The organism is Sphingosinicella sp. BN140058 (assembly GCF_004135585.1).
In the GTDB taxonomy this organism is placed as follows: domain Bacteria; phylum Pseudomonadota; class Alphaproteobacteria; order Sphingomonadales; family Sphingomonadaceae; genus Allosphingosinicella.
Genome location: NZ_CP035501.1, coordinates 2,521,537 through 2,542,597 on the forward strand (window position 1 = coordinate 2,521,537; position 21,061 = coordinate 2,542,597).

Annotated in this window: 16 protein-coding genes; 9 read left to right on the forward strand and 7 right to left on the reverse strand. The window is 61.5% G+C overall.

Annotation, left to right across the window (positions count from 1 at the left end; genetic code table 11):
- Nucleotides 1-134 precede the first annotated feature (134 nt).
- A complete protein-coding gene (locus tag ETR14_RS11440; RefSeq protein ID WP_243455872.1) occupies nucleotides 135-944 on the forward strand; it encodes an aldolase/citrate lyase family protein in 810 nt (269 codons plus the stop codon).
- 211 nt (nucleotides 945-1,155) lie between these two features.
- Nucleotides 1,156-1,929: a TylF/MycF/NovP-related O-methyltransferase gene (locus ETR14_RS11445; protein ID WP_199192740.1), complete on the forward strand. Its 774-nt coding sequence runs from the start codon at nucleotides 1,156-1,158 to the stop codon at nucleotides 1,927-1,929.
- Nucleotides 1,930-1,935: 6 nt separating this feature from the next.
- Here the strand turns inward: ETR14_RS11445 and ETR14_RS11450 are convergent, their stop codons facing one another.
- The gene (locus ETR14_RS11450; protein ID WP_165356410.1) at nucleotides 1,936-2,367 is read right to left on the reverse strand and encodes a GtrA family protein; all 432 of its coding nucleotides are present in this window, start codon (nucleotides 2,365-2,367) and stop codon (nucleotides 1,936-1,938) included.
- A gap of 232 nt (nucleotides 2,368-2,599) precedes the next feature.
- On the opposite strand from ETR14_RS11450, the gene rfbG reads away from it, so the two are divergent.
- From rfbG to ETR14_RS11470, 4 genes are all read left to right on the forward strand, one after another.
- Complete coding sequence (gene rfbG, locus ETR14_RS11455; RefSeq protein ID WP_129384717.1) at nucleotides 2,600-3,712, forward strand: CDP-glucose 4,6-dehydratase; 1,113 nt, start codon at nucleotides 2,600-2,602, stop codon at nucleotides 3,710-3,712.
- Nucleotides 3,713-3,874: 162 nt separating this feature from the next.
- On the forward strand, nucleotides 3,875-4,579 hold the full coding sequence (locus tag ETR14_RS11460) for a hypothetical protein (RefSeq protein WP_129384718.1): 705 nt from the start codon (nucleotides 3,875-3,877) through the stop codon (nucleotides 4,577-4,579).
- On the forward strand, nucleotides 4,579-6,312 hold the full coding sequence (locus ETR14_RS11465; RefSeq protein WP_129384719.1) for a thiamine pyrophosphate-binding protein: 1,734 nt from the start codon (nucleotides 4,579-4,581) through the stop codon (nucleotides 6,310-6,312). Before ETR14_RS11460 ends, ETR14_RS11465 begins: the two co-directional genes overlap by 1 nt.
- Nucleotides 6,313-6,402: 90 nt before the next feature.
- A complete protein-coding gene (locus ETR14_RS11470) occupies nucleotides 6,403-7,293 on the forward strand; it encodes an NAD(P)-dependent oxidoreductase (RefSeq protein ID WP_243455873.1) in 891 nt (296 codons plus the stop codon).
- A gap of 31 nt (nucleotides 7,294-7,324) precedes the next feature.
- Here the strand turns inward: ETR14_RS11470 and rfbF are convergent, their stop codons facing one another.
- Nucleotides 7,325-8,095, reverse strand: a complete 771-nt coding sequence (gene rfbF, locus ETR14_RS11475; RefSeq protein ID WP_129384721.1) for a glucose-1-phosphate cytidylyltransferase — start codon at nucleotides 8,093-8,095, stop codon at nucleotides 7,325-7,327.
- Nucleotides 8,096-8,414: 319 nt separating this feature from the next.
- Between rfbF and asnB the strand changes: the two genes are divergently transcribed.
- The gene (asnB, locus tag ETR14_RS11480; protein WP_243455874.1) at nucleotides 8,415-10,370 is read left to right on the forward strand and encodes an asparagine synthase (glutamine-hydrolyzing); all 1,956 of its coding nucleotides are present in this window, start codon (nucleotides 8,415-8,417) and stop codon (nucleotides 10,368-10,370) included.
- Here the strand turns inward: asnB and ETR14_RS11485 are convergent.
- Complete coding sequence (locus ETR14_RS11485) at nucleotides 10,348-11,646, reverse strand: right-handed parallel beta-helix repeat-containing protein (protein WP_165356411.1); 1,299 nt, start codon at nucleotides 11,644-11,646, stop codon at nucleotides 10,348-10,350. The genes asnB and ETR14_RS11485 overlap by 23 nt on opposite strands.
- A gap of 183 nt (nucleotides 11,647-11,829) precedes the next feature.
- On the reverse strand, nucleotides 11,830-12,897 hold the full coding sequence (locus tag ETR14_RS11490; RefSeq protein WP_129384724.1) for an EpsG family protein: 1,068 nt from the start codon (nucleotides 12,895-12,897) through the stop codon (nucleotides 11,830-11,832).
- Between the two features lie 135 nt (nucleotides 12,898-13,032).
- Between ETR14_RS11490 and ETR14_RS11495 the strand changes: the two genes are divergently transcribed.
- Together ETR14_RS11495 and ETR14_RS11500 are read left to right on the forward strand one after the other, a co-directional pair.
- Nucleotides 13,033-14,166 carry a glycosyltransferase family 4 protein gene (locus ETR14_RS11495; RefSeq protein ID WP_129384725.1) on the forward strand — a complete coding sequence of 378 codons (1,134 nt, stop codon included), beginning with the start codon at nucleotides 13,033-13,035 and terminating at the stop codon, nucleotides 14,164-14,166.
- Nucleotides 14,167-14,432: 266 nt separating this feature from the next.
- Entirely contained in the window at nucleotides 14,433-16,181 is a 1,749-nt protein-coding gene (locus tag ETR14_RS11500; protein ID WP_129384726.1) for a hypothetical protein, read from the forward strand.
- Between the two features lie 47 nt (nucleotides 16,182-16,228).
- Here ETR14_RS11500 and ETR14_RS11505 read toward each other — a convergent pair whose 3' ends face one another.
- Genes ETR14_RS11505 through ETR14_RS11515 form a run of 3 tightly spaced genes read right to left on the reverse strand, consistent with a single transcriptional unit; the run spans nucleotide 16,229 to nucleotide 21,040 of the window.
- Nucleotides 16,229-17,605, reverse strand: coding sequence for an O-antigen ligase (locus ETR14_RS11505; RefSeq protein WP_129384727.1), 1,377 nt, complete (start codon nucleotides 17,603-17,605; stop codon nucleotides 16,229-16,231).
- Entirely contained in the window at nucleotides 17,605-18,777 is a 1,173-nt protein-coding gene (locus ETR14_RS11510; RefSeq protein ID WP_129384728.1) for a hypothetical protein, read from the reverse strand. Before ETR14_RS11510 ends, ETR14_RS11505 begins: the two co-directional genes overlap by 1 nt.
- 46 nt (nucleotides 18,778-18,823) lie before the next feature.
- Nucleotides 18,824-21,040: a GumC family protein gene (locus ETR14_RS11515; RefSeq protein WP_129384729.1), complete on the reverse strand. Its 2,217-nt coding sequence runs from the start codon at nucleotides 21,038-21,040 to the stop codon at nucleotides 18,824-18,826.
- Nucleotides 21,041-21,061: the final 21 nt, after the last annotated feature.

Genomic DNA, 21,061 nt, shown 5'->3' on the forward strand with positions numbered 1-21,061 from the left:
CGCGCCCTGCGCCTGCAGGGCGGCGGCCCGGCGTCACGGCGCCGAAGGCGGCGGTCTCAAGCCGATACGGGTTGACGTACGGGTGCGGCTCCGCCAAGCCAATCACATCTCAGACTTAGAAAAGGGTGTGTGTCGTGACTCCGACCGAGCGGAACATGTTGGACCTCTTGAAGAAAGGGCGCGATCATCACGGGGTGGTGGCAGTGAAGGCCGAGTTCGAGGCCGAAGGTACGCGCCCCGACGAGTTTCACCGGTTGCTCGAGCTCGCGCAGCGGGCGGGCCTCAAGGTAGCGTTGAAAATTGGCGGCTGCGAGGCTGTATCGGACCTGCTCGCCAGCAAGGTCTACGGCGTGGACTATATCATCGCGCCGATGGTCGAAACTCGTTACGCACTGTCTAAGTTCGTTGATGCCAAGAACAAGACCCATGGTCCGGACGAAGCCCGTACCGAGTTCCTGTTCAACCTGGAAACCGAGACAACGCTGCAGAATCTGGACGACATGCTGCCTCTCGCCAAGGAGGGCGTTGATGGCGTGGTCTTCGGCCGGGTTGATTTCACCTTGTCGCGGGGCATGCCGCGGGGGGCAATCAACGAAAGGTCAATCACGGACGCGGTGCTGAAGGTGGCTCAGGCTTGCCGTGCGGCGGATCTCGAGCTGGTGGTGGGTGGCTCGGTGTCGCCCGACGCGGTGGAAGCCTTGCGTGAGATCCAGGCGGTGCGCCTTGATCGCTTCGAAACACGCAAGGTCATCTTCGACGGAGCAGCGGTTACGACCGATGCGATCTTCGACGGCATCGCCAATGCGGTCGACTTCGAGTTGCTCTGGCTCAAGAACAAGCGGGAATATTACCAGCGTATTGCCGACGAGGATCTCGCTCGTATCGAAATGATGGAAGCGCGGGCTCGCAAGGTGACGCCGCAGCAGATCGCTGCAGTCGGCTGAGGCGTCTCAAACGGTGCGCGGCGTCTACGGCCGGCGCTGGCGTGCAAGCCGGTTCTGGGTTCGCGCCGTGGCTGAGGGCCAGGGCGCCGTCTCGTGTGATCGGCACCGGCGGTGCCGACCGGAATGCAGTGCGGCGGCCGCGGACCTCGTTCCAGCGGCCGGATCATCAGGCGGCGAGTGCCTGAAACGTATTTAGAAATTGGAGCTGATCATGCAGACGAGCCCGTTCAAGATGAACGCAAAGCGGGAAATCACTGGAAGGACGGAGGCCGAGGAGGGGCTGGTAGACGAGCTGCAAAGCACCTACGCCGATCTTCTGCCGAAGTTCGGACAAAGCTGGAACGGGCACACTCTCGTTGCGCTCACCCGACAGACGCTTAGCCGCGCCCTCTATTACGATCAGCTTTATCGAAAGATCGTGGGAGTGCCCGGCGTCATCTGCGAATTTGGCGTGCAATGGGGCGCGACGCTCGCACTCCTGACCAACCTTCGGGGCATCTACGAACCCTATAACTACCGGCGCAGCATTGTTGGGTTCGATACCTTCGCTGGTTTTCCGAGCGTCGACCCGGTCAACGATGGCGCCCACCTCAACGAGGGCGATTACCGCGTTGAAGAAGGCCACGAGCAGGTGCTCGAGCGGTTGCTGACGCTGCATGAGGCAAATGCGCCGATTTCTCACATCCGCAAATTCGAGCTGGTAAAGGGGGATGCCTCAGAGACGGTGCACAAGTGGCTCGACGACAACAAGCACGCCATCATCTCCATGGCGATCTTCGACATGGACATCTACAAGCCCACCAAGGATGTTCTCGAGGCGATCATGCCGCGGCTGACCAAGGGGTCGGTTCTGGTGTTCGATGAGCTGAATGTCTTGCCGTTCCCGGGTGAGACGATCGCCGTCCAGGAGGTCCTCGGCCTCAACAATCTGCGTCTCCAGCACTTTCCTCACCAGCCCAATTGTGCATGGGCCGTGTTCGAGTAAGCCCGGTCAGTCCACGTCGACGAAAACGAACCGCCGCATTGCGAAATAGGTGAAAATCGCAAGCGGCGGTACCATCAGCGCCCCGGCTGTCAAAGGCGGCAGGCCAGCCCTCTCAAGAGCGCTGATGGCGGCTATGTTCATCCCCATCTGCACCACGTAAACGGCTACGAACCGAGGCAGTAGCCGCCCCGTTCGGTTTCGAAAAACCACCGAGCCTGTCGATACGAAATTGAATAGGATGCCGAGGACCGTACCGGCAATCACCGCCGCGGGAGTGGGGAGTCCGATGAGGATCAATGCGGCGAAGATGCCGTATCCAACCAGGGTGTTCAGACCTCCGACCAACAGGAAGAGCAGGAAGCGGCGCGCTTCCGGATCGCGGATCCATGCGATCGGTCCCCGCCGAAGAAGGGCAAGGCCATGTTCGATCCTGTTCAAGGTACTTGTCCCCGGTCCATCTTGCACGTGCGAGCACCTACAACTTTGTGCGATTCCGGCAAGCCTCCGCAACCGGCTGGCGCCGGCCGCCCGAATTTTCTAACCGGTTCCCGGGCTCATAATGGAGGGTGTTGGTGAAACCGTGTCGATCTGTCGAGAGCGCCAGCGCATGTTGTGGCTCCCGCCCCCGCATCAAGGCCGCAGGCCTTCTCTCTCAGCTGAGTATCACCGGATGACCGATTGGAATGGACGCCGCGTTTTCATCACCGGCCATACAGGATTTAAGGGCAGCTGGCTTTCCATGCTGCTTCAGGAACTCGGAGCCGAGGTGACCGGATACGCGCTCGCGCCCCCGACGGATCCGAGCCTGTTCGAAGCCGCGGGGCTGAGCGGGACGATGACCAGCGTGGTCGCGGACGTGCGCGATCACGATACATTGGTTGCCGCGATGCGGGATGCTCGCCCCGATGTCGTCTTCCATTTGGCGGCCCAGCCGCTTGTTCGTTACTCGTACGATCATCCGGTCGAAACCTATGGAACCAACGTTATGGGCACCGTGCACGTTCTGGAAGCAGTGCGCGCGCTTGGCACCGTCAAGGCTGTAATCGCCGTTACCAGCGACAAATGTTACGAGAACCGCGAGTGGGTCTATCCTTACCGTGAAACCGATCCGATGGGTGGCCACGATCCCTACAGCAGCAGCAAAGGATGTTCCGAACTCATCATTGCCGCCTACCGCTCCTCCTATTTTCCGGTGGCCCGGCTCTCCGAACACGGCACCGCCGTGGCCTCCGTGCGGGCGGGGAACGTCATCGGAGGCGGTGATTGGGCTCTCGACCGTCTCGTTCCGGACCTCGTTCGTGCGTTCGAAGCCGGCGCAGATCCGATTATTCGTTCGCCCGGCGCGGTTCGCCCTTGGCAGCATGTGCTTGAGGCCCTTGTGGGTTATGTCGGGATCGCGGAGCGGCTGCTCGGCGGCGACGGGCGCTTCGCGGAAGCGTGGAACTTTGGCCCCGCTGACGAAGACGCGCGCCCAGTGGCATGGATCGTCGACAAAATGGCGCACAGTTGGGGGGTGCAAAGCCGCTGGCGAGATTGGGACGGCGAAATTCCGCACGAGGCTGGCTTGCTGAAGCTGGATTGCTCCAAGGCTCGTACCGAACTGGGTTGGCGGCCCACTTTCACCCTGGAACAAGCGATCGACGCGATTGTGGCTTGGCACAAGGCTGTCGGGAGCGGGCAAGACGCGCACGATGTCAGCGTCGGACAGATCCGCGCATTTTTGGCGCTTCGCGATCAACGAGCGTCGTCCACGTCACGTATGGCGGGAGCAGAATCATCCTGAACGTCCAACTCGCGGCTTCCGCAACGCTGTCGATGAACGAGGCGGCAAGGCTCGGCATATCGCATTAAGGACCTAGTGAGAAACTGAGATGAATGACTTCAGGATCGCAACACCGATCTTCCTTGCGCGCGTAGCCGCGCAAATCAAGTGGAGCATGCGCTGATGGAGCTGCAATTCCTTCTCGACTTCGATGGCGTACTCTTCAATAGTAACTATGAAGCTTACACCGTTGCGCAGAAAGCGGCCGAGGGGCGCCCCGGCTTTCGTCAGGATGTCTCGTTCAACGAGTTCGAGACCTTCCGTTCGGTCGTAACAGACGCTTGGCACTACAATCGCTTGTACAACATTGCGCGCGGCACGATCCTCCCATCGATGCTGCGGGAGATCGACCCGGAGGAGGATGATTGGGCGTTTGCCAGCGCCTTTTTCGCGGCGCGAGAGGAAATCACGAAGGATCCCGACTGGCCCAAGGTGATGCCTCCATACGACTTCTTCTTTCTGATACGGCCGTTGCTGATCGCTTACCCCCACCGATTTGCGATCCTCTCCACCCGCAACGTGGCCTCGATCCGCCAGGCCCTGGCATTCCACGATGCCGATGTCATCCGTGTCTTCGGCCAGGAAGATATCCGGCGCGCCGGTTCGAAGCTGGCGGTCGCGCAGGAGCAGAACTGGCTGGAGCGCGGACGCTGGCTGATCGTTTACGTTGATGACATGAACTCGCATCTCGAGCCATTCGAAGGCATGGTTCATCTCCCTCTGCACGCAAATTGGGGCTACGATCATTCCGATCTGAGCAGTCTCAGCCACCACCAGATCTTCACGATCATCTCCTCGCTCCTGACCCTCACCGAGAAGCAAAACTGATGAAATACAGCGATCAGATCGGCGCCTGGCTCAAGGCGGCCGGCTACACCCACTATTTCTATGTCGGCGGCGGCAACATTATGCACCTCACCGAAAGCCTTGATCGCTACCTCAAGGGCATCCCTGTCGTGCACGAAGTCGCGGCCGGCATCGGAGCGGAATATTTCAACGAGATCGCCGCCCCCGCGAAGGCATTGGCCTTGGTCACGGCCGGGCCGGGCCTGACCAACATTGTCACGGCCATATCCGGGGCCTGGCTGGAGGGCCGGGAATTGCTGGTGATCGGTGGGCAGGTAAAGACCACTGACCTGGCCATGCAGCAGGTCCGCTCACGCGGCATTCAAGAGATCGACGGTGCTGCGCTTGTCGAGTCGACCACCAAGCTCTCGTACCGCTTCATGGAGCCGATTTCCGCCCAGGAATTCCTGGATAGGATCGCCGTCAGCTGGGAGCCGAGGAAAGGGCCCGTCTTCCTGGAAATGCCGCTCGACGTTCAGGCCGCCCAAGTCGCGGAGAGCGCCCTTCCGCCAGTCGGACCGCCGAAGCTGCCGACTGCGACCGAATCGGAAATTGAATTCGCCGCCGATCTGTACCGCCGGTCCGAGCGCCCAGTGGTGTTGCTTGGCGGCGGCGTCGATTACTCGACGGTGCAGCGCCTGCGAGACCGTTTCGCGGCGCTCGGAATTCCGACAATGACGACTTGGAACGGATTCGATCGCTTCGATGGCGATGATCCATTCTATCTGGGACGTCCCGACACGTGGGGGCAGCGCAGTTCAAACATCATCATCCAGAAAGCAGATTTGATCCTGGCGGTGGGCACTCGATTGGGCCTTCAGCGCACGGGCTTCAACTGGCAGGAATTCGGTCGAGACGCCACTGTCGTCCAGGTCGAGATCGATGCTGCGGAACTGAACAAGGGGCATCCCCGAACGGATCATAGATACCACGCCGATCCCAATCATTTCCTCGCCGCGCTGCTCGCTACCGAGCTCCCTGCCAAGGCCGATTGGCTGGCACATGCGCGCAGGATCAGGGACCTTATCCCCCGCGTGGAACCGGTGAATCAATCGAGGCCGGAATATATCTCCCCCTACGATTTCATGGTTCGCCTTGACGATGTCACCACCCCGGAAGACTTGTTCATCCCCTGCAGCAGCGGCAGTGCCTCGACGACTGCTTTGCAGATCTACAAGCAAAAGCTCGGCCAACGTATCGTCCACAATGGATCGCTCGCCTCGATGGGCTACGGCTTGAGCGGAGCGATCGGCGCCGCGGTTGCGGGTGGCGGCAGGCGAACCATTTTGATCGAAGGTGATGGGGGGTTTGCTCAGAACCTCCAGGAGCTCGGCACGGTCGCAGTAAACAAGTTGAATCTGAAAATTTTTATTTTTCATGATCAGGGCTATGCTTCGATCCGTATGACCCAGCGCAACTACTTCGACGGTAAATATCTTGGGTGCGACGAAAGTTCTGGCTTGGGTCTTCCAAATTGGGCGAAGCTCTTCCCGGCCTGGGACATTCCGGTGCTGAGTCTGCCTTTGCAGTTTGAGGATGATCCCGCCTTTCGGCAGTTGATGGCCTTGCAGGGGCCAGCGGCATTCATCGTCCCGATCGATCCCGAACAGACATATTTCCCCAAGATCAGCAGCCGCATTACCGCGACGGGGTCGATGGAATCCAATCCAATCGATCGGATGACCCCCGAAATCGACTACCTCGCTGATCTCTGAGCGAAGCCAGCAATGTCAGGGCGCTCACTTCTCCTGATCGGGGGGACGGGATTCTTCGGGAAGTCGTTCCTTGACGCCTACCGTCGAGGCTTGCTGAACCCTTGGTCCGTCGATCGGATCGATGTCGTCGCGCGGAGCGCCTCGGCGCTTCGCACGACGCATCCCGACCTCGTCGGGCCAGGCGTCGCGCTTCATGATCTCGATGTCGCGATTGCCGAGACCTTGCCCGCGGCGGACCTGGTCATTCACGCTGCGACGACGACGGATGCTCGCCTTTACGCCCAGGATGCGAAGGGCGAGTGCGAGCGCATCTTATCAGCTATCGGGAACTATGTGCGGATCGCCGCGCGCGAGCACCGCCAAAGCAGGATCGTACTGGCAAGCTCGGGCGCTGTTTATGGCCAGCAGCCAGGGCATGTTGCGGCGCTCCGCGAGGATCATGTGCTCACGGCAACGGCAGAGATGGTTGCTACCAAGCGTGATTATGCGGAGGCCAAGCGCGCGTCGGAAGCGCTTCTTGCCACCCTCGGCGCGGCTTCCGTCCGGACCGCAGTCGCACGCTGCTTTGCCTTTATAGGCTACCATCTTCCACGCGATCAGCATTTCGCGATCGGCAACTTCCTTGCGGACGGCCTCGCCGGGCGACCGGTGCGAGTGAATGCCCGCAAGGCGGTCGTCCGCAGTTACATGCACGCCGACGATCTGGTCGCATGGTTGCTGACGATCGCTGAGGCCGCAGATTCAACCTGCCCCATCTACAATGTTGGATCCGACGAAGCGGTGACGGTCGGAGACGTAGCGCGCGTCGTCGCTGAACGCTTTGGCGTCCCGGCCGAGGTTCCGCCAATTACGGATCCGGCGGTGGATCGCTACGTGCCCTCGATTGCACGCGCCCGAGGCGAGCTGGGGCTTGAGCTCTCCTATGATCTCGCATCAGCCGTCGACGATATTGCCGGTCGGCTCCGCGCCGGAGCGCGGTGATCGGGCCAGCGGGCGGTTCGCCCCTTGTGGCCTACCAAACCCGCCAGGGCGCCTGCCGCTTCTGCCAGAGTTCCTCAAGGAAATGCCGATCCCTCAGCGTATCCATCGGCTGCCAGAAGCCGTCGTGGAAATAGGCACGCATCTGATCCCCGGCTGCGAGTTGTTCGAGGGGCATGCGCTCCCAGACGGTCGTATCGCCCTCGATGTATTTCTCCACAGAACGGGAAAGAACAAAGAACCCGCCGTTAATCCAGCCGCCTTCCTCTACCGGCTTTTCAGCGAAGGCGTGGACTCGATCACCGTCGAGATCGAGTTGTCCGAAGCGGCTAAGCGGACGCACTGCAGCGACCGTGGCTTCCTTGCCATGGCTGCGGTGGAACTCGATCTCCTTGGCGATGTCGATGTCCGCCACTCCGTCGCCGTATGTAAGGCAGAAGGTATCGTCGTCGCCGAGATAGGACATAGCCCGTTTCAGACGTCCCCCGGTCATCGTCTCGTCGCCCGTGTCGACGAGAGAGATCCGCCAGTCCTCTGCGGTGTTACGGTGCACCTCGGTCGTGCCCTTGCGCATGTCGATCGTAACGTCCGACATGTGGAGTGCGTAGTTCGCAAAATATTCTTTGATCAAATAACCCTTGTAGCCAAGGCATACGATGAAGTCGTTCACGCCAAAATGCGAGTAGATCTTCATGATATGCCAGATGATGGGCCGTCCGCCGATCTCCACCATCGGCTTTGGTCGCACGGCCGTTTCTTCGGCAAGACGGGTACCGAGACCCCCAGCAAGAATGATTGCCTTCATGATCGTCCTCTGCGCGGGCGCAGGCCCCGTTGCTCAGCGCCGATTAGGGACTGTCCGGGGGTTTATCAATCCCCAGCGCGGGTGTCCTGCGGCGCGAGCGCGGGCAACGCGGCCCGGACGACCATCAAGCAAAGAGGCACCGCTATGTTCGTCGTTATCACCTCCCTTCCAATGGGCCGCCCTGCCGGTTAAGGGATCCCATCGTCAACGATCCGGAGCTGTTTTCGACAGCAGTCGCCGGGGTGCCGGGTGAAAGAACATGTGCGGTTTGGCAGGCATCTTGGGGAGCGGCGGCCGTTCACCGCAGTTGCTTGAAGATATGGGGCGGGCGATCACGCACCGCGGCCCCGATGATGGCGGCATCTGGTTCGACGAAGTGGCCGGTATCGGCCTTTCGCACCGTCGTCTCTCGATCGTCGATCTGTCGCCGATGGGGCATCAACCGATGCCGTCGGACGATGAGCGCTACATGCTCGCCTTCAACGGCGAGATCTACAATCACCTGGAGATTCGAGCCGAGCTCGACGCCCTTCGCACGGTAGCTTGGACGGGACACAGCGACACCGAAACCCTGATCGAAGCCGTCGCGACCTGGGGGCTCGAGCCAACGCTTCGCAAGATCGTCGGCATGTTCGCACTGGCGCTGTGGGATCACCGCAGCCGGACGCTGCAGCTGGCCCGGGATCGATTTGGCGAGAAGCCGCTTTACTATGGCTGGGCCGGCCGCGATTTCGTGTTCGGATCGGAGCTGAAGGCCCTGCGCCGTCATCCCGATTTCACGCATGCGATTAACCGCGATGCCCTGCGCGTGCTCGGGGCGCGTGCCTACATACCGGCGCCGCTCTCGATCTACGATCACATCTACAAGCTCGAGCCGGGTTGCATCCTGACGGTCGAAGCCACCTCGGCGAGCCAACGTATGGCGTCCCCGCCGATCGAGGGTCAATCGGGCGACATCAGGCTTGATCGCTACTGGTCCTATCGAGAGACGATGGTTGCCGGTCTGGCCAATCCGATCGGCAATCCCGATGAGGCGCTTGAGGAACTCGAGAATGTCCTTGCGCAGGCGGTCGCTGGTCAGGCGGTGGCGGACGTTCCCGTCGGCGCATTCCTCTCGGGCGGCATCGACTCCTCGACCATCGTCGCTTTGTACCAGAAGCACGCGCCCGGTCGAGTCAAGACCTTCTCGATCGGCTTCGCCGAGGCGGGCTTTGACGAGGCCGTTTACGCCAAGGAAGTCGCCGCCTTCTTCGGCACCGAGCATCACGAGCGCTACATCACGTCGCGCGAAGCGCAGGACGTCATTCCACTCCTGCCGCAGATGTATGACGAACCCTTCGCCGATTCTTCGCAGATACCCACCCATCTCGTGAGCAGGCTGGCGCGGGAGCATGTAACGGTGGCGCTTTCGGGCGACGGCGGCGACGAACTGTTCGGTGGCTACAACCGCTACATCGCGACGTCACGGCTCTGGTCGAAGCTGAAGCGCTTGCCGCGTCCGCTTCGCGCCGCGCTGGGCTCTTGCCTGGCACAGGTGCCGCCCGCCGGCTGGAACAGCTTGTCGGCCGTGCTGCCGGCCGGCCGGCGCCCTGCCTTTTTTGGTACCAAGGTGCAAAAGCTCTTCGGAACCATGCGGGATTGCGCGACGCTCGAGGATCTCGTCGACACCTTTCTCGACGAGTGGGCGGGGAAGGCGTCCCCGATCATGCCGCAGGCACCCCTGCCGGCGCTCGCCCGTTACGACATGACGCTCGCGCCGGACTCTCCCGATGTCGCCCGGATGATGTATTCCGATGCCGTCTCTTACCTGCCGGACGACATCCTTTGTAAAGTCGATCGCGCAGGCATGGCGGTGAGCCTGGAATCGCGGATCCCCTTCTTGGACCATCGCGTGGCCGAGGTCGCCGCGCGTATTCCGCTGTCGATGAAGATAAGCGGCGGGTCGGGGAAGCAAATTCTCAAGCGGCTGCTCTACAAGCATGCGCCACAAAAGCTGTTCGACCGCCCAAAGGCGGGCTTCGCCGTTCCCGTGGGCGGATGGATCAAGGGACCGCTGCGTGACTGGGCCGAGGCGCTTCTCGATCCACGCCGGCTGCATGAGGATGGCTATTTCGAGGCCGGGTTGGTTCAGCAGCGGTGGCGGGCGCACCTTTCGGGCGAGAAGGACTCCACGCAGGCACTCTGGACGGTGCTGATGTTCCAAAGCTGGCTTGCCGATGCCTCGGACAGCGTGGAGGCCACGCCGATGCCGCTCAGCGCCGCGGCTGGCCGTTGAGGATTACCTGCCCCTGAATGCGCGAGGCGCCGAGCTCGATCGCTCCGTTCAGAAGATTTCGCCCGCGCCAAGTCCCACGTGGGAAGCTTTGCACCTTTCGCGCCTGACTCATCGTGCAATCGACGTAGATCGCGTTGGTCGACCACGGCATCACGGCGCTGCGTGTCGCAAGGAAGGTACAGCGGTTGAACAGCACGTTCACCGATTCCGCGAGATCGAAGAGCGGATGATCCTTATTGGTACCGCCGTAGACCTTCCCGCCTGGGGTCAGCTTGGGATCGTCGATGAACGTGCACCCGTGGAATTGGGTTGCCCTTGCCGGATCATTGTCGCCGAAGGCGCGCGCCGACGCTCCGATCAGCCGGCAGCGGTGGAACCGAAACCCCGGCTTGTTCGGCCAGACCGCCCAATTGGTCGTCCCGATGAACGTGCAGCCGGTGAAGGATGCATCTGCGGAATCCCCGGTGTCCGCGACCATGCCGCACCCGACATTGTTCGAGAACTCGCAATCGAGAAACCGGAAGCCGCGATTGCGCTTGCCGCCCTCTGCTTCGATGTCCACGCCTGCGGCAGGCGCGCTCGAGATCGTTGATCGTCCGGTGTGATTGAATCGGCACCTTTCGAACAGGTAGCCAGATCCGCCTACGATGCTGCAGCCCTGACGGGCATTATATTCCGACCGGCATTCCCAGAAGAGGCGCTCCCTGATCGGTTCCCGGTCGATACCGTCGATGTAAAAGCCATCCTGTGCATGGTGATGACTGTGGACGTTCCGAATCATCTCGGAGCAATCGTTGTTGATCAGCGCCAGGCCGATCGCGGGTATCTGCCTTCCCGTGTCACCATATTGGCCCCCGATCAGCAGCCCCGGTAGGTTGCCGTCGAGTTCGAGATCCGAGATCTCCACCCCACCCGTGCAATTCTCCGCCTTGACGAGAAAACGGTAGGGCGTTGCCAATCCTGGGCCGAAATACGGCATCTGAGTCTGCGCGGGCGCGCCGGCGGCATCGAAGACGCCGTAGCGCAGACCGGCGGCGCATCTCAGCCGTGCGCCATTGCCCCGAATGATCAACGGCTTTCGACAGCCGGTAAACTCGAGGAGCTTGAACGGCTCGTAATGATAGGGTGAACGCGCGCCATTTGGCAGCTGGGCAGCCAGGAGATACGTTGTTCTGCGCAGCTCGATGATGCCGCCTCCGTTCATGCTGACGGCCGTAGCGAGCTTGGCGAAGGCTGTGCTGTCGTTGGTGCGGCCGTCCCCGACGGCTCCAAACATTTCGGGAGTGTAGGCCCGGCCCGCGGGCTGAGCAAAGCCGGTGAAGGGCCTCATGGCCGTGCCCGCCAGCATCGTGGCCCCACTTCCGATCACGGCTCTTCGACTGAGCTTCATGGCACCATCCTTTCGGCACGTCCCTGAATGCAGGCTGACAGCAGGTCGACGGATCGCGCGTGGTCAGGCCTACTCCTCTTCCTCTCCGCCTATCGGATAGACTTGGTAAGGCACCCAGTAGACTGCGTTCGTGGCCTTGTTCAGCCAAACGAACTGGACGATTGCCGAGTAGGCGATCACCGCCAGCACCAAAGGACCATTGCGCGTCTCCTTGCCGAACGCGTGCGGAAGCCGTGCGAGAACCGCAATTTGAAGCGGAATTAGATAGAGCGCGATGCGATCAACCGCCGTCGAAGCCGATGTGAGGACGAGCATGGCGAGCATCGCGACTGACGCCAGCGAGAAGTTTCGCCATGCCTTGGTCTGGACCTCGTTGAAGCCGAAGCGCTTCTGGAAAATGAGAAACAGGGCCGCAGGGGGGAGATTCATAGCAACGCGAATCGCCGCCCCTTGCGATTCCATCCCCTCCTCGACGTAGTTGGTCACCATCTTGTCGATCGAGGCGCTGACGAACACATAGTAGAAGATGATGGCCGCTGCGAGCACCAGCGGTATGATCAGGAAGCGGTTCTTTGCCGTAGCGAGGCCGATCAGCGGCAGCACCACGATCGCCGACTTGTGAAAGATCGCCGCCAGGCAGATGAAGAAGACGAGTCGGAATATCGAGTGCTTTTCCAGCCCGGCAAGAGCGACCATGATGAAACCGATCGCGACCGCCTGCCGTGTATATCCCATCGCGACAACGATGATCAGATACGGGATCGCCACCACGAACGAGAGCCAGGGATTGTATTGCGCCCGCGAAAACTCAACCAGCCCCCAAGTGAATAGGATCGCGCAGATGAGGTTGACGAACCAAATCCCGTACCCGAGCTGCGTAGCCGCCCAGTTCAGGACGGTGTAGCCCGGATCTCCAAACGCAAGCGCGCTTTGGAAATCCAGGTAGGAGATGTCCTCGAATATCCCGATATAGTTTTCCCAATCGCCGCCCACGCGGTAGCGCAGGCCGATCATCAGGCAGATGACCAACGCAGCCCAAAGCAGCAGCACGCCGGACCGTTGCTTCGCGGCCGCCGGCGAGGAATATTGGATCGCGCCAACCGCGCATAAGCCGAACAGCAGCCAATAGGGGTACAAGTCTCTAGAGCCTTCCTTGGCGCAACAGATCAAAGCGAGGCGCGACAGATCACGAGCGAGGCTATAGAGCCTGCCTCTGCCATCCGTCCAGAGAGCCGCATACGCGGCCGAGGGCGCCCCAGCATCGCTCGGAACATGAACCAGAAAACCATCCTCATCTCGATCAATGCATCGTGGAACATTCTGAACTTCCGCGCGGGTCTGATCCGAGCGCTGCAGGGCGCCGGCTACCGCGTGCTGGCGCTTGCCCCACCCGATCAATGGAGCGAGCAGCTGGTGCAGCTGGGGGTCGAGTATCACCCACTGCCGATGGACAAGAAGGGGGTCTCGCCGGCTCGAGACGGACTGCTCTTTCTACGATATCTGGCCGCACTCCGGCGGCTCAGGCCGGATGTATTCCTTGGCTATACCGCAAAGCCGAACATCTACGGCTCGCTGGCAGCCCAGGCGCTCGGCATCAAGGTCATCAACAACGTCTCTGGTCTGGGTACCGCATTCATTCAGGGTGGCTGGCTGATGCGTACGGTTTCGACCTTGTACAGGCTGGCGTTCCGACGCTCCGAAGTCGTTTTCTTTCAGAACGGAGAGGATCGCGACCTCTTCCTCGATCGGCAGATAGTCGAGCCTGCGAAGGCACGTCTGCTGCCCGGCTCTGGCATCGATCTCGAGCGGTTTCGGCCGCGAACGGTGGTCGCCGGCCGCGGAACGGTCTCCTTTCTGCTCGTTGCCCGCATGCTCTGGGACAAGGGCGTCGGGGAATTTGTCGATGCTGCCCGAGCCGTTCGTGATCGAGCCCCCGAAGCCCGCTTTCAATTGCTTGGCTTCCTCGATGCGGAGAATCGCACTGCCGTGTCACGGGCCGACGTGGAAAGATGGCAGCAGGAAGGCGTGGTTGATTATCTCGGCCATTCCGACGACGTGCGTCCGTTCATCGCCGCGGCGGATTGCGTTGTGCTGCCTTCCTATCGCGAGGGGCTGCCCAGGAGCCTGCTCGAAGCCTCTGCCATGGCAAAGCCGATCATCGCGACCGATGTGCCAGGCTGTCGTCACATCACGGAGCATGGGGTGAACGGGTTCCTGTGCGCGCCGCGTGACGCCGGATCTCTGGCCGAGGCTATGCTCACGGTCTTGCGGCTTTCGAAGGCCGAGCGAGAGGCGCTCGGCGCGGCAGGTCGCGCAAAGGCGCGAGCTGAATTCGACGAGCGGATCGTGACCGAGCGCTATGTCGAGGCGATCGCAGCGGCACTTGATAACCATCCGCGCTCCTGAGCGCAGAACGCATTTGCGCCACCGCACGCGCATCTCGAGTCCTCGTTCGGATTGGCGTTCAGAGGCACGAGGTTGTGAACCAGGAAGCTTAAGGCCCTTGCCATCTTCGAAATCTTTCGGGTGGCCGTAAGCAGGGATTGAGCCTAAGCTGATTTTTTGACGAACCGCGACGAGCAGTCCCACCGTGCGCGCGGACGAAAGTCATCCACGGAGCAAAGGGTATCTGAAGCAACTTAATCGCTCTCACAGGAAAGGCGCGAACCAGCATGGCAGATGTCATCTCAGTCCCGAACCGTGCGTCGCTGGCCGCTGCGGATCCCGCATCGCCTGCCTATCTTGCCGAAAGCGGCCGGGAGGGCATTTTCGTCTTTACCGCAGGAAACCTCACGTCGCAGGTCTCCGGGGATCCTCAGCAGGGCTTTTACGTCTCTCCGGCCTCATCGCCAAGTGGTGCCGCGGGTGCATGGGTGAGACGGCCGGCGACACCGGGTGTGGCCCACGCGTCTTGGTGGGGGGTGGCGGTAGGTTCCGGCGTGAACCACGAGGTTGGGATCAACACGGCGCTCAGCAGTCCCGCGGTGACGAGCCTGCTCCTGCCCGCCGGCACGATCCTCATCGATGGCGCGATCTTCGTGCCCGGCGGGAAGACGCTCCAAGGCGCGGGCAAGGATGTTACCCTCGTCAAGCTGCGCAATGGACTGCAGCCTTCCGTGCCGTTCGATCAGCGCACGGTGATCAGGAGTACCGCGGGCGCGATCGCACCGACCATTCGCAACCTGTCGGTGGACGGCAACAAGTCGCCAGGAAAGACGAACAGCATCTGGATGGCCGACGGCACGCGGAACTTCGTCGTGGAGAATGTCGCGGCCTATAACACAAGCGGCTACGCATTCTGGGCCCATGCCGGAGCGCAGCCCGCCGTCAGAACGGACGGCATCTTCCGCAACGTGTCCTCGTTCAATGCCAATGTTCATTTCGAATGCACTCGGGTGGACGGAGTGCTTTGGGACGGGATGGTTTCGGGAGATGGCGATGGAGACATCTCCACCGAAGCGGTCTGGCACCCGCTCGCCGGGTCGCGCAACATCACGTACAAGGACGGGCGCCACATCGGAAAAGGCCATCCCTTCCTCGTGGTCGGAGACGAAGCCGGCGGGCAAGTCGATAACATCCGATACGTTCGCTGTGACGCTTATTGCACCGACGACAAGTACAGCATCTTCATAAGCAAGATCAACGGAACGGTCGGTCGGATCTTTATGGAAGACTGCAACATCGTCTCGGGGTTGCAGGGCGGAATCCCGGCTCGAGTCGCTACCGGCAGGGTCGAGATGACTCGTGTCAGGATAGAGAGCAAGACTGGCGAGAACCTCAGCGCAATAAACGACGGAGAAATCATCGCCCGTGATGTGCGCCTCAAAGCGGTAACCAGCGCGAACACGATCGTAACTATGATCTTCGGGAAGATCCGCTTTTTGGGCGGGTCGATGGAGGTGCTGAACGGGACAATCAGCCCCTCGGGCGGCGTCGGTGGCTACATTTCAACCGACACGCTGATTACGCCGTTGGTCTTTTCTCCAATCGCAGGTCAAAATGTTCGCTATATCGTTCCGAGCGATTTCACCGTACCGAGCGCGCGTTACTATATCGGCTACAACAGTCCGATCGCCGATTTTCGGGTAAACAGTGCCGCCGTAGCACGCTATCGGATCCGCCTCCGCGGCCTGCTCCGCAAGATCACGACAGCAGGCAGTCTCGCCGTGGCGGTGGATGCCGGAGGCACCACCAACGCTTTCGGGTTCATTCAGATTCAGAATGCTGACGGCACTTTTTCACGCCTTAACCTGGGCAACGGCGGCGGAGCTCTCCAGAACATCCCCGCGAACGTCGGCGACACGCGCACGATCGAAGTCGACTTTACCTATAACGGCGCCAATGCGGAGCTAAGTGTCCTCATCGGCGACAACGGGGTCACCTTGCTGGCAGGCGCCGAGATGAACGCGGAGCGATTCTGAGTCCCAATTCCGCGCCAGGAAGACCTTTCATCGGCCGAGTCCCGCTCTCAGTCGGCGCTGAGGTGTCGAGCCTGAGTGCGCTCCGCCGCGGCTGAACTCTTGCTGCGCACACGGGACCTTGCCTCGGCCATGAGTGCGCAGCAGACGGCGAAGACCGCGCTGATAGCCGCCGTTCTCAGCGGGAACTCGACGAAGCTGTGCGCGAGAATGACCGCCGCGCCGATGCTTGCGGCACGCGCAAATTGGTCAGGCTCATCTGCGCGCCAGACGCGTACCACGCGCCAAAGCCACCAGAGCAGGAACAGAGCGATGAGGATCAGCCCCGGTATGCCTGTCTCAAGGGCAAGCTCCAGATAATCGTTGTGGGCGTGGTTCATGTACCAACGGTCGACCCGCTGCGGGTCCTCATACATCGGATAGATTTGCGGGAAGGTTCCCACTCCTGATCCGAGCGGTAGATAGTCCTTGGTCGCTTCGATCGTTGTCCCGAAAGCCGTGTAGCGAGAACTCTGCGAGGTTCGAGCAGCGTCGGTGGTGAGATTGTTTCCGAAAGGTGTGGACAGGACGAGCGCGATCGATGCGCCGAGAAGTGCAACGATCGCCGCGCCACCCCACACGGGAACCCGCCTGCCGCGGAAGAAGATCATCAGGGCGGTCGCAGCCACGGTCGGCACGGCGAGTCCGATGCCGGCGAGTGAGCGGTTCACGGCGATTCCGACGACCAGCACCGCCAAGGCGCCAAGCAATATGATGAGCACCCCCGACCGTTTCTGAACGGAGCTACCCTTGCGAACGGCGGCGAGATAAAGCGCGGCAACGAACGGAATGGCTACAACCATCAGTTCGGCCATGTTGTTGGTATTGGCGAAGAATCCCGTTGCTGCGTTTCGATTGGCGATGCGGTAGAGATAAAGCCGGGAGGTTTCTCCTCCACTGAGCTGAAGGGCGCCGAGCCCAACCCCGACCGCAGTCACGGAGATCAGAGCCCCTGCCAGCCACCTGGGCGTGAATGCGCCCAGCCTGAACATGCCGAACAGGATCGCGACTGCCGGAAGCGCCCACAGGGCCGACGCGATGGTACGCGTTGGCGCCAGCGAGATGGGCAACCACGGAAGCGGCTGTCCGAGCATCTGAAAGCCCCTGGCAATCGGCTCGCGTCCGGCCAATGACGTCCAGAGTGCCGGCGGCAATGGGATCAGGTGAAGGATGACGAGAGCCGCCGAAAAGGCGACCAGCCACATCAACTGCTTCCCCGCCGATGCCATCGGCGTGTTGCGGCGGATCAGGACGCCCGCTGCAACAAGAGGAAGGGCGAGAAGTTGCAGCACCATGTTCGCCCAATGGCCACCGCCACTGGCGCCGCCGAGGACGAGACAAAGAACCAGATAGGCGGGAACGATCGCCACGCGAAGGAGATGTTTCATCAGCCCGCCCTCGCGATCTGGAGGTCTCTGATGACTACCGTCTGCTCGGTCGGGAATTCAGCAGGCATGCCGACGAGGACGACCCATTGCCCGCCGCAGCCGGCGGGAACAACGAAGTCCGCTGCGAACGGCCTAGGCGTCGAGGTCACTTTGGCGATCGGCAGATCGAGGATTGCGGCGTTGTTCTCGCGACATCTCACTTGCCACACGATGCTGCTGCCTTGACCGCTGGCATCGCCGTCCGCTCGGAACTGCAAGCGATAGCGACCCGATCTGAGCATGACGAGTTGCCTCGCCAAGTCTGTTCGGCCACGGCCGTAATACGTGACTTCAAGCCCGCCCCCTGCAATCCGTTCGGCAACGCCATCCGCGCTGGCGCCGAGCGCCCAATTGAACGGCGCGACCCCGGCCAAGCCGCTGAACGCGCCGTCATAGACACCGTTCATGTTTGCGTCCGTGGAGACGCCGGTGAAGGTCTGCCAAAGGCTAAACGCCCGGGCGAGATCACCGCGATTGACCAGCTCGCGAACCATGATCGCTTGCCAACTGCCGTCTTGCATCGTGCCGCGTCGCGATGGGCCTGCGAGGCGAAGGATCAGATCAGGATCGGCGCCGGTGCCAGCGAGTCGGGCGAGCACCGCGTCGAGAAGCTTCGGATCGCGTGCAAGCACGGTTTGAACCGTCTGCTGCTGCTCCGGTATCGTCGCCATTCGCGCCAACTCGGGAACCAGGACCTCGCCCGTGCGCGGGACTAGACTGTTCAAAGCACTGATCTCGAGGGTCGCCTGAGCCGTTCGGCCCGTCCGCATGTACCTATCGAGAAGAAGGAGGCGCGTTAACCGCGAGCGCGGATTGCGACGCCGGGCTTCGACAAGCAGGTTCTCGCCGCGCGTCGTGTCGCCTTTAGCGATCGCCCCTATGGCCGAAATCAGGAAGGGCTCCTCGGCGATCGGATAGCGTGAAAGCGCCTGCAACGCTGCCGCGGTTGTCGGCTGGCTGACCCGACCTCCGTTCAGACGGAGCTCGAGGAGTGCCAAAGACAACCTTACCTCCGGGTTGCCTGGTGCCACCGCGGCGGCAGCCGCGGGCGTGCGGGGGCCCAGTTCCGCAACGGCAGCGGTCTTGACGACCTGCCAGCCGAGGAACCCCATCACGGGCAACAGCAAGGCCAAGGAGGCGAACTGCCGGCCCTCAACCTTCCACCGCCGCCGGCCTCTCCTACTCGGCACGCTGCGCAATCAGCTTGATCTCACGCTCGCGGCTGCCGACGCCACCATAGCGATAGGGCTCGTAGCCGTAGCCGTAGCCATAACCATGCGCCTGGTGGCGGAATTTGGTCAGGACGGCGCCGACGATACTGCCGCCGGACGCCTTCAGGCGGTTCACCGCGTCGATGGCAGCCTTGGTGCGGGTCTTGCCGCTTTCGATCACCAGCAAGGTCCCGCGGCAATTTGCAGCCAACAGAGGCGCATCGGCGAGGCCCATCACCGGAGGGCCGTCCACGATGACCATGTCGTAATTGGCGCTTGCCTCAGCAAGGATCGTCTTCAGGCGCGGAGAGGACAGAAGTTCCGCCGGGTTCGGCGGCAAGGGACCGCAAGGCAGAAGCGTAAGCCCTTCGAATTGGGTCTTCATCACATGCTGGTTGAGCGTTTCCGTATTGGTGAGAAGCTTCGATAATCCTTCATTCGGTTCGACCCCGGTCACGAACGCTGGCTTGCGAAGATCGCTGTCGATCAGCAGGACCGACTTACCGAGCCGGGCAAACCCCTGAGCAAGCGCAAGCGTCGTGCTCGACTTTCCTTCGGCGGCACGGGTGCTGGTAATCAGCAGGGTCTTCGGTGCGCCCGTGTCGGTGGTGAATTGTAACGAGGTCCGCAACGACGAATAAGCCTCGGAGACAGGCGATGTCTGATCCTTCAGCTCTTCGGACAGCGGATCGTTGCCCTTTTTCTTTGGGACCACGCCGAGTGAGGGGAGGCGGAGCTTCTCCCGGATATCGTCAGGCGTCTTGATCGTGTCGTTCAGGAACTCGAGAGCGAGCGCTGCCGCGATACCTGCAATCGCACCGAGCGCAAGGCCGATGGCGAGGTTCAGCATGAGGTTCGGACTCGAAGGTCCGCCTGGGGGCTGGGCGCGGTCGACGATCGACACGGTGTTCGTGCCGATGCCGCCGGCAACGCCAATTTCTTTGTACCGCTGGAGCAGCGCATCGTACAAGGAGCGGTTGGTATCTGCCTCGCGCTGCAGAATGTTATACTGGATGCGATCGCCGCGATCGGTCAGCACAGCGCTCCTCAGCTGATTGACGCGGCCCTGCAGGCTACGCTCAGCTGCGACCGCCGCTCGGTATTCGGCGAGCAGGGTGCTGGTCTTGCCACCACCGACCGTGCCCCCTTCACGAGCAATCTGTTCATCAAGAGCCTGGATGCGGGCACGCAGCCTGACCATATCCGGGTAATCGGGTTTGAAGCTCTGCAGCTTCTCTTGGTACTCGGCTTGCAGACCCGCTCTTGCACCTCGCAGAGGTGCGGTGCTGCTCACCACGTCTCCGGCGTTCAAGCTCGCAGCCTGACGATAGCGTTGCTCCGCGGCGATCCGCTTGCTCTGAGCGTCCGCAAGCGCTTGATTGAGGGTAACCAACGTTGCGCCCTCCAGCGAGTTGGTGTCGCCTCCACCATCCTTGTCGCCGCCCGTGGAAATCAGTTGCTGCGCCTGGGCATAAGCGACGAGCTTGCGCTCGCTCGTCTCCAACTCGGCTTTCACCTTGGCAATCTGCCGCTCCAGGAACTGCCGCGCGTAGGAAGAGGCTTCGTAGCGCCGCTCAAGGCTCGAATTGATGAAGTTTTCGGCATAGCTGTTGGTGATTTGCGCGGCCAATGCTGGCGACGGCGACGTATAACCAATGCGAACGAGGCGGCTCTGTGGAATCGGCTCGACTCGAAAATGCGCCTGGAGGGTTCCGGTGGCGATCTTGGTGCGGGTGCTGCGATCCGCTCCAGCGGGCACGAAATCAGGGTTGCCCGCTAGGTTCATGTTCTGAACGACGCGTTCGGCAAGGTTTCGGCTGGAAAGGAGACCATATTGAGTCGTCAGATAGTCACGGTCGTTGGATGCTCGGGTACCGGTCTTGCGTTCGTCCAAGATCTCAACCGTCGGGGGATTGATCTCGAGCGTGGCGCTGGCGCTGTACATTGGCGTCATCAAGAACGTGAGCACGACGGCCGTGGCCAAGCCAACAGCTGTTGCGCCGAGTATGAGCCAGCGCCATTCGGAAAGGATCCGCCAAAGAGTGGCGATATTGATGTCCGTTGCACTCGGCGCTTTGTAGCTTTGCTGACCCCAATTATCGGGAAGCGCGAGATTGCCCGCGACTTGAGGGCCGAGCGGCCAGATCGGCTGGGCGCCTGCGGGCTCGATGTCGTTCTTGCTCATAAGACGCGGAGCGGCCTTTCA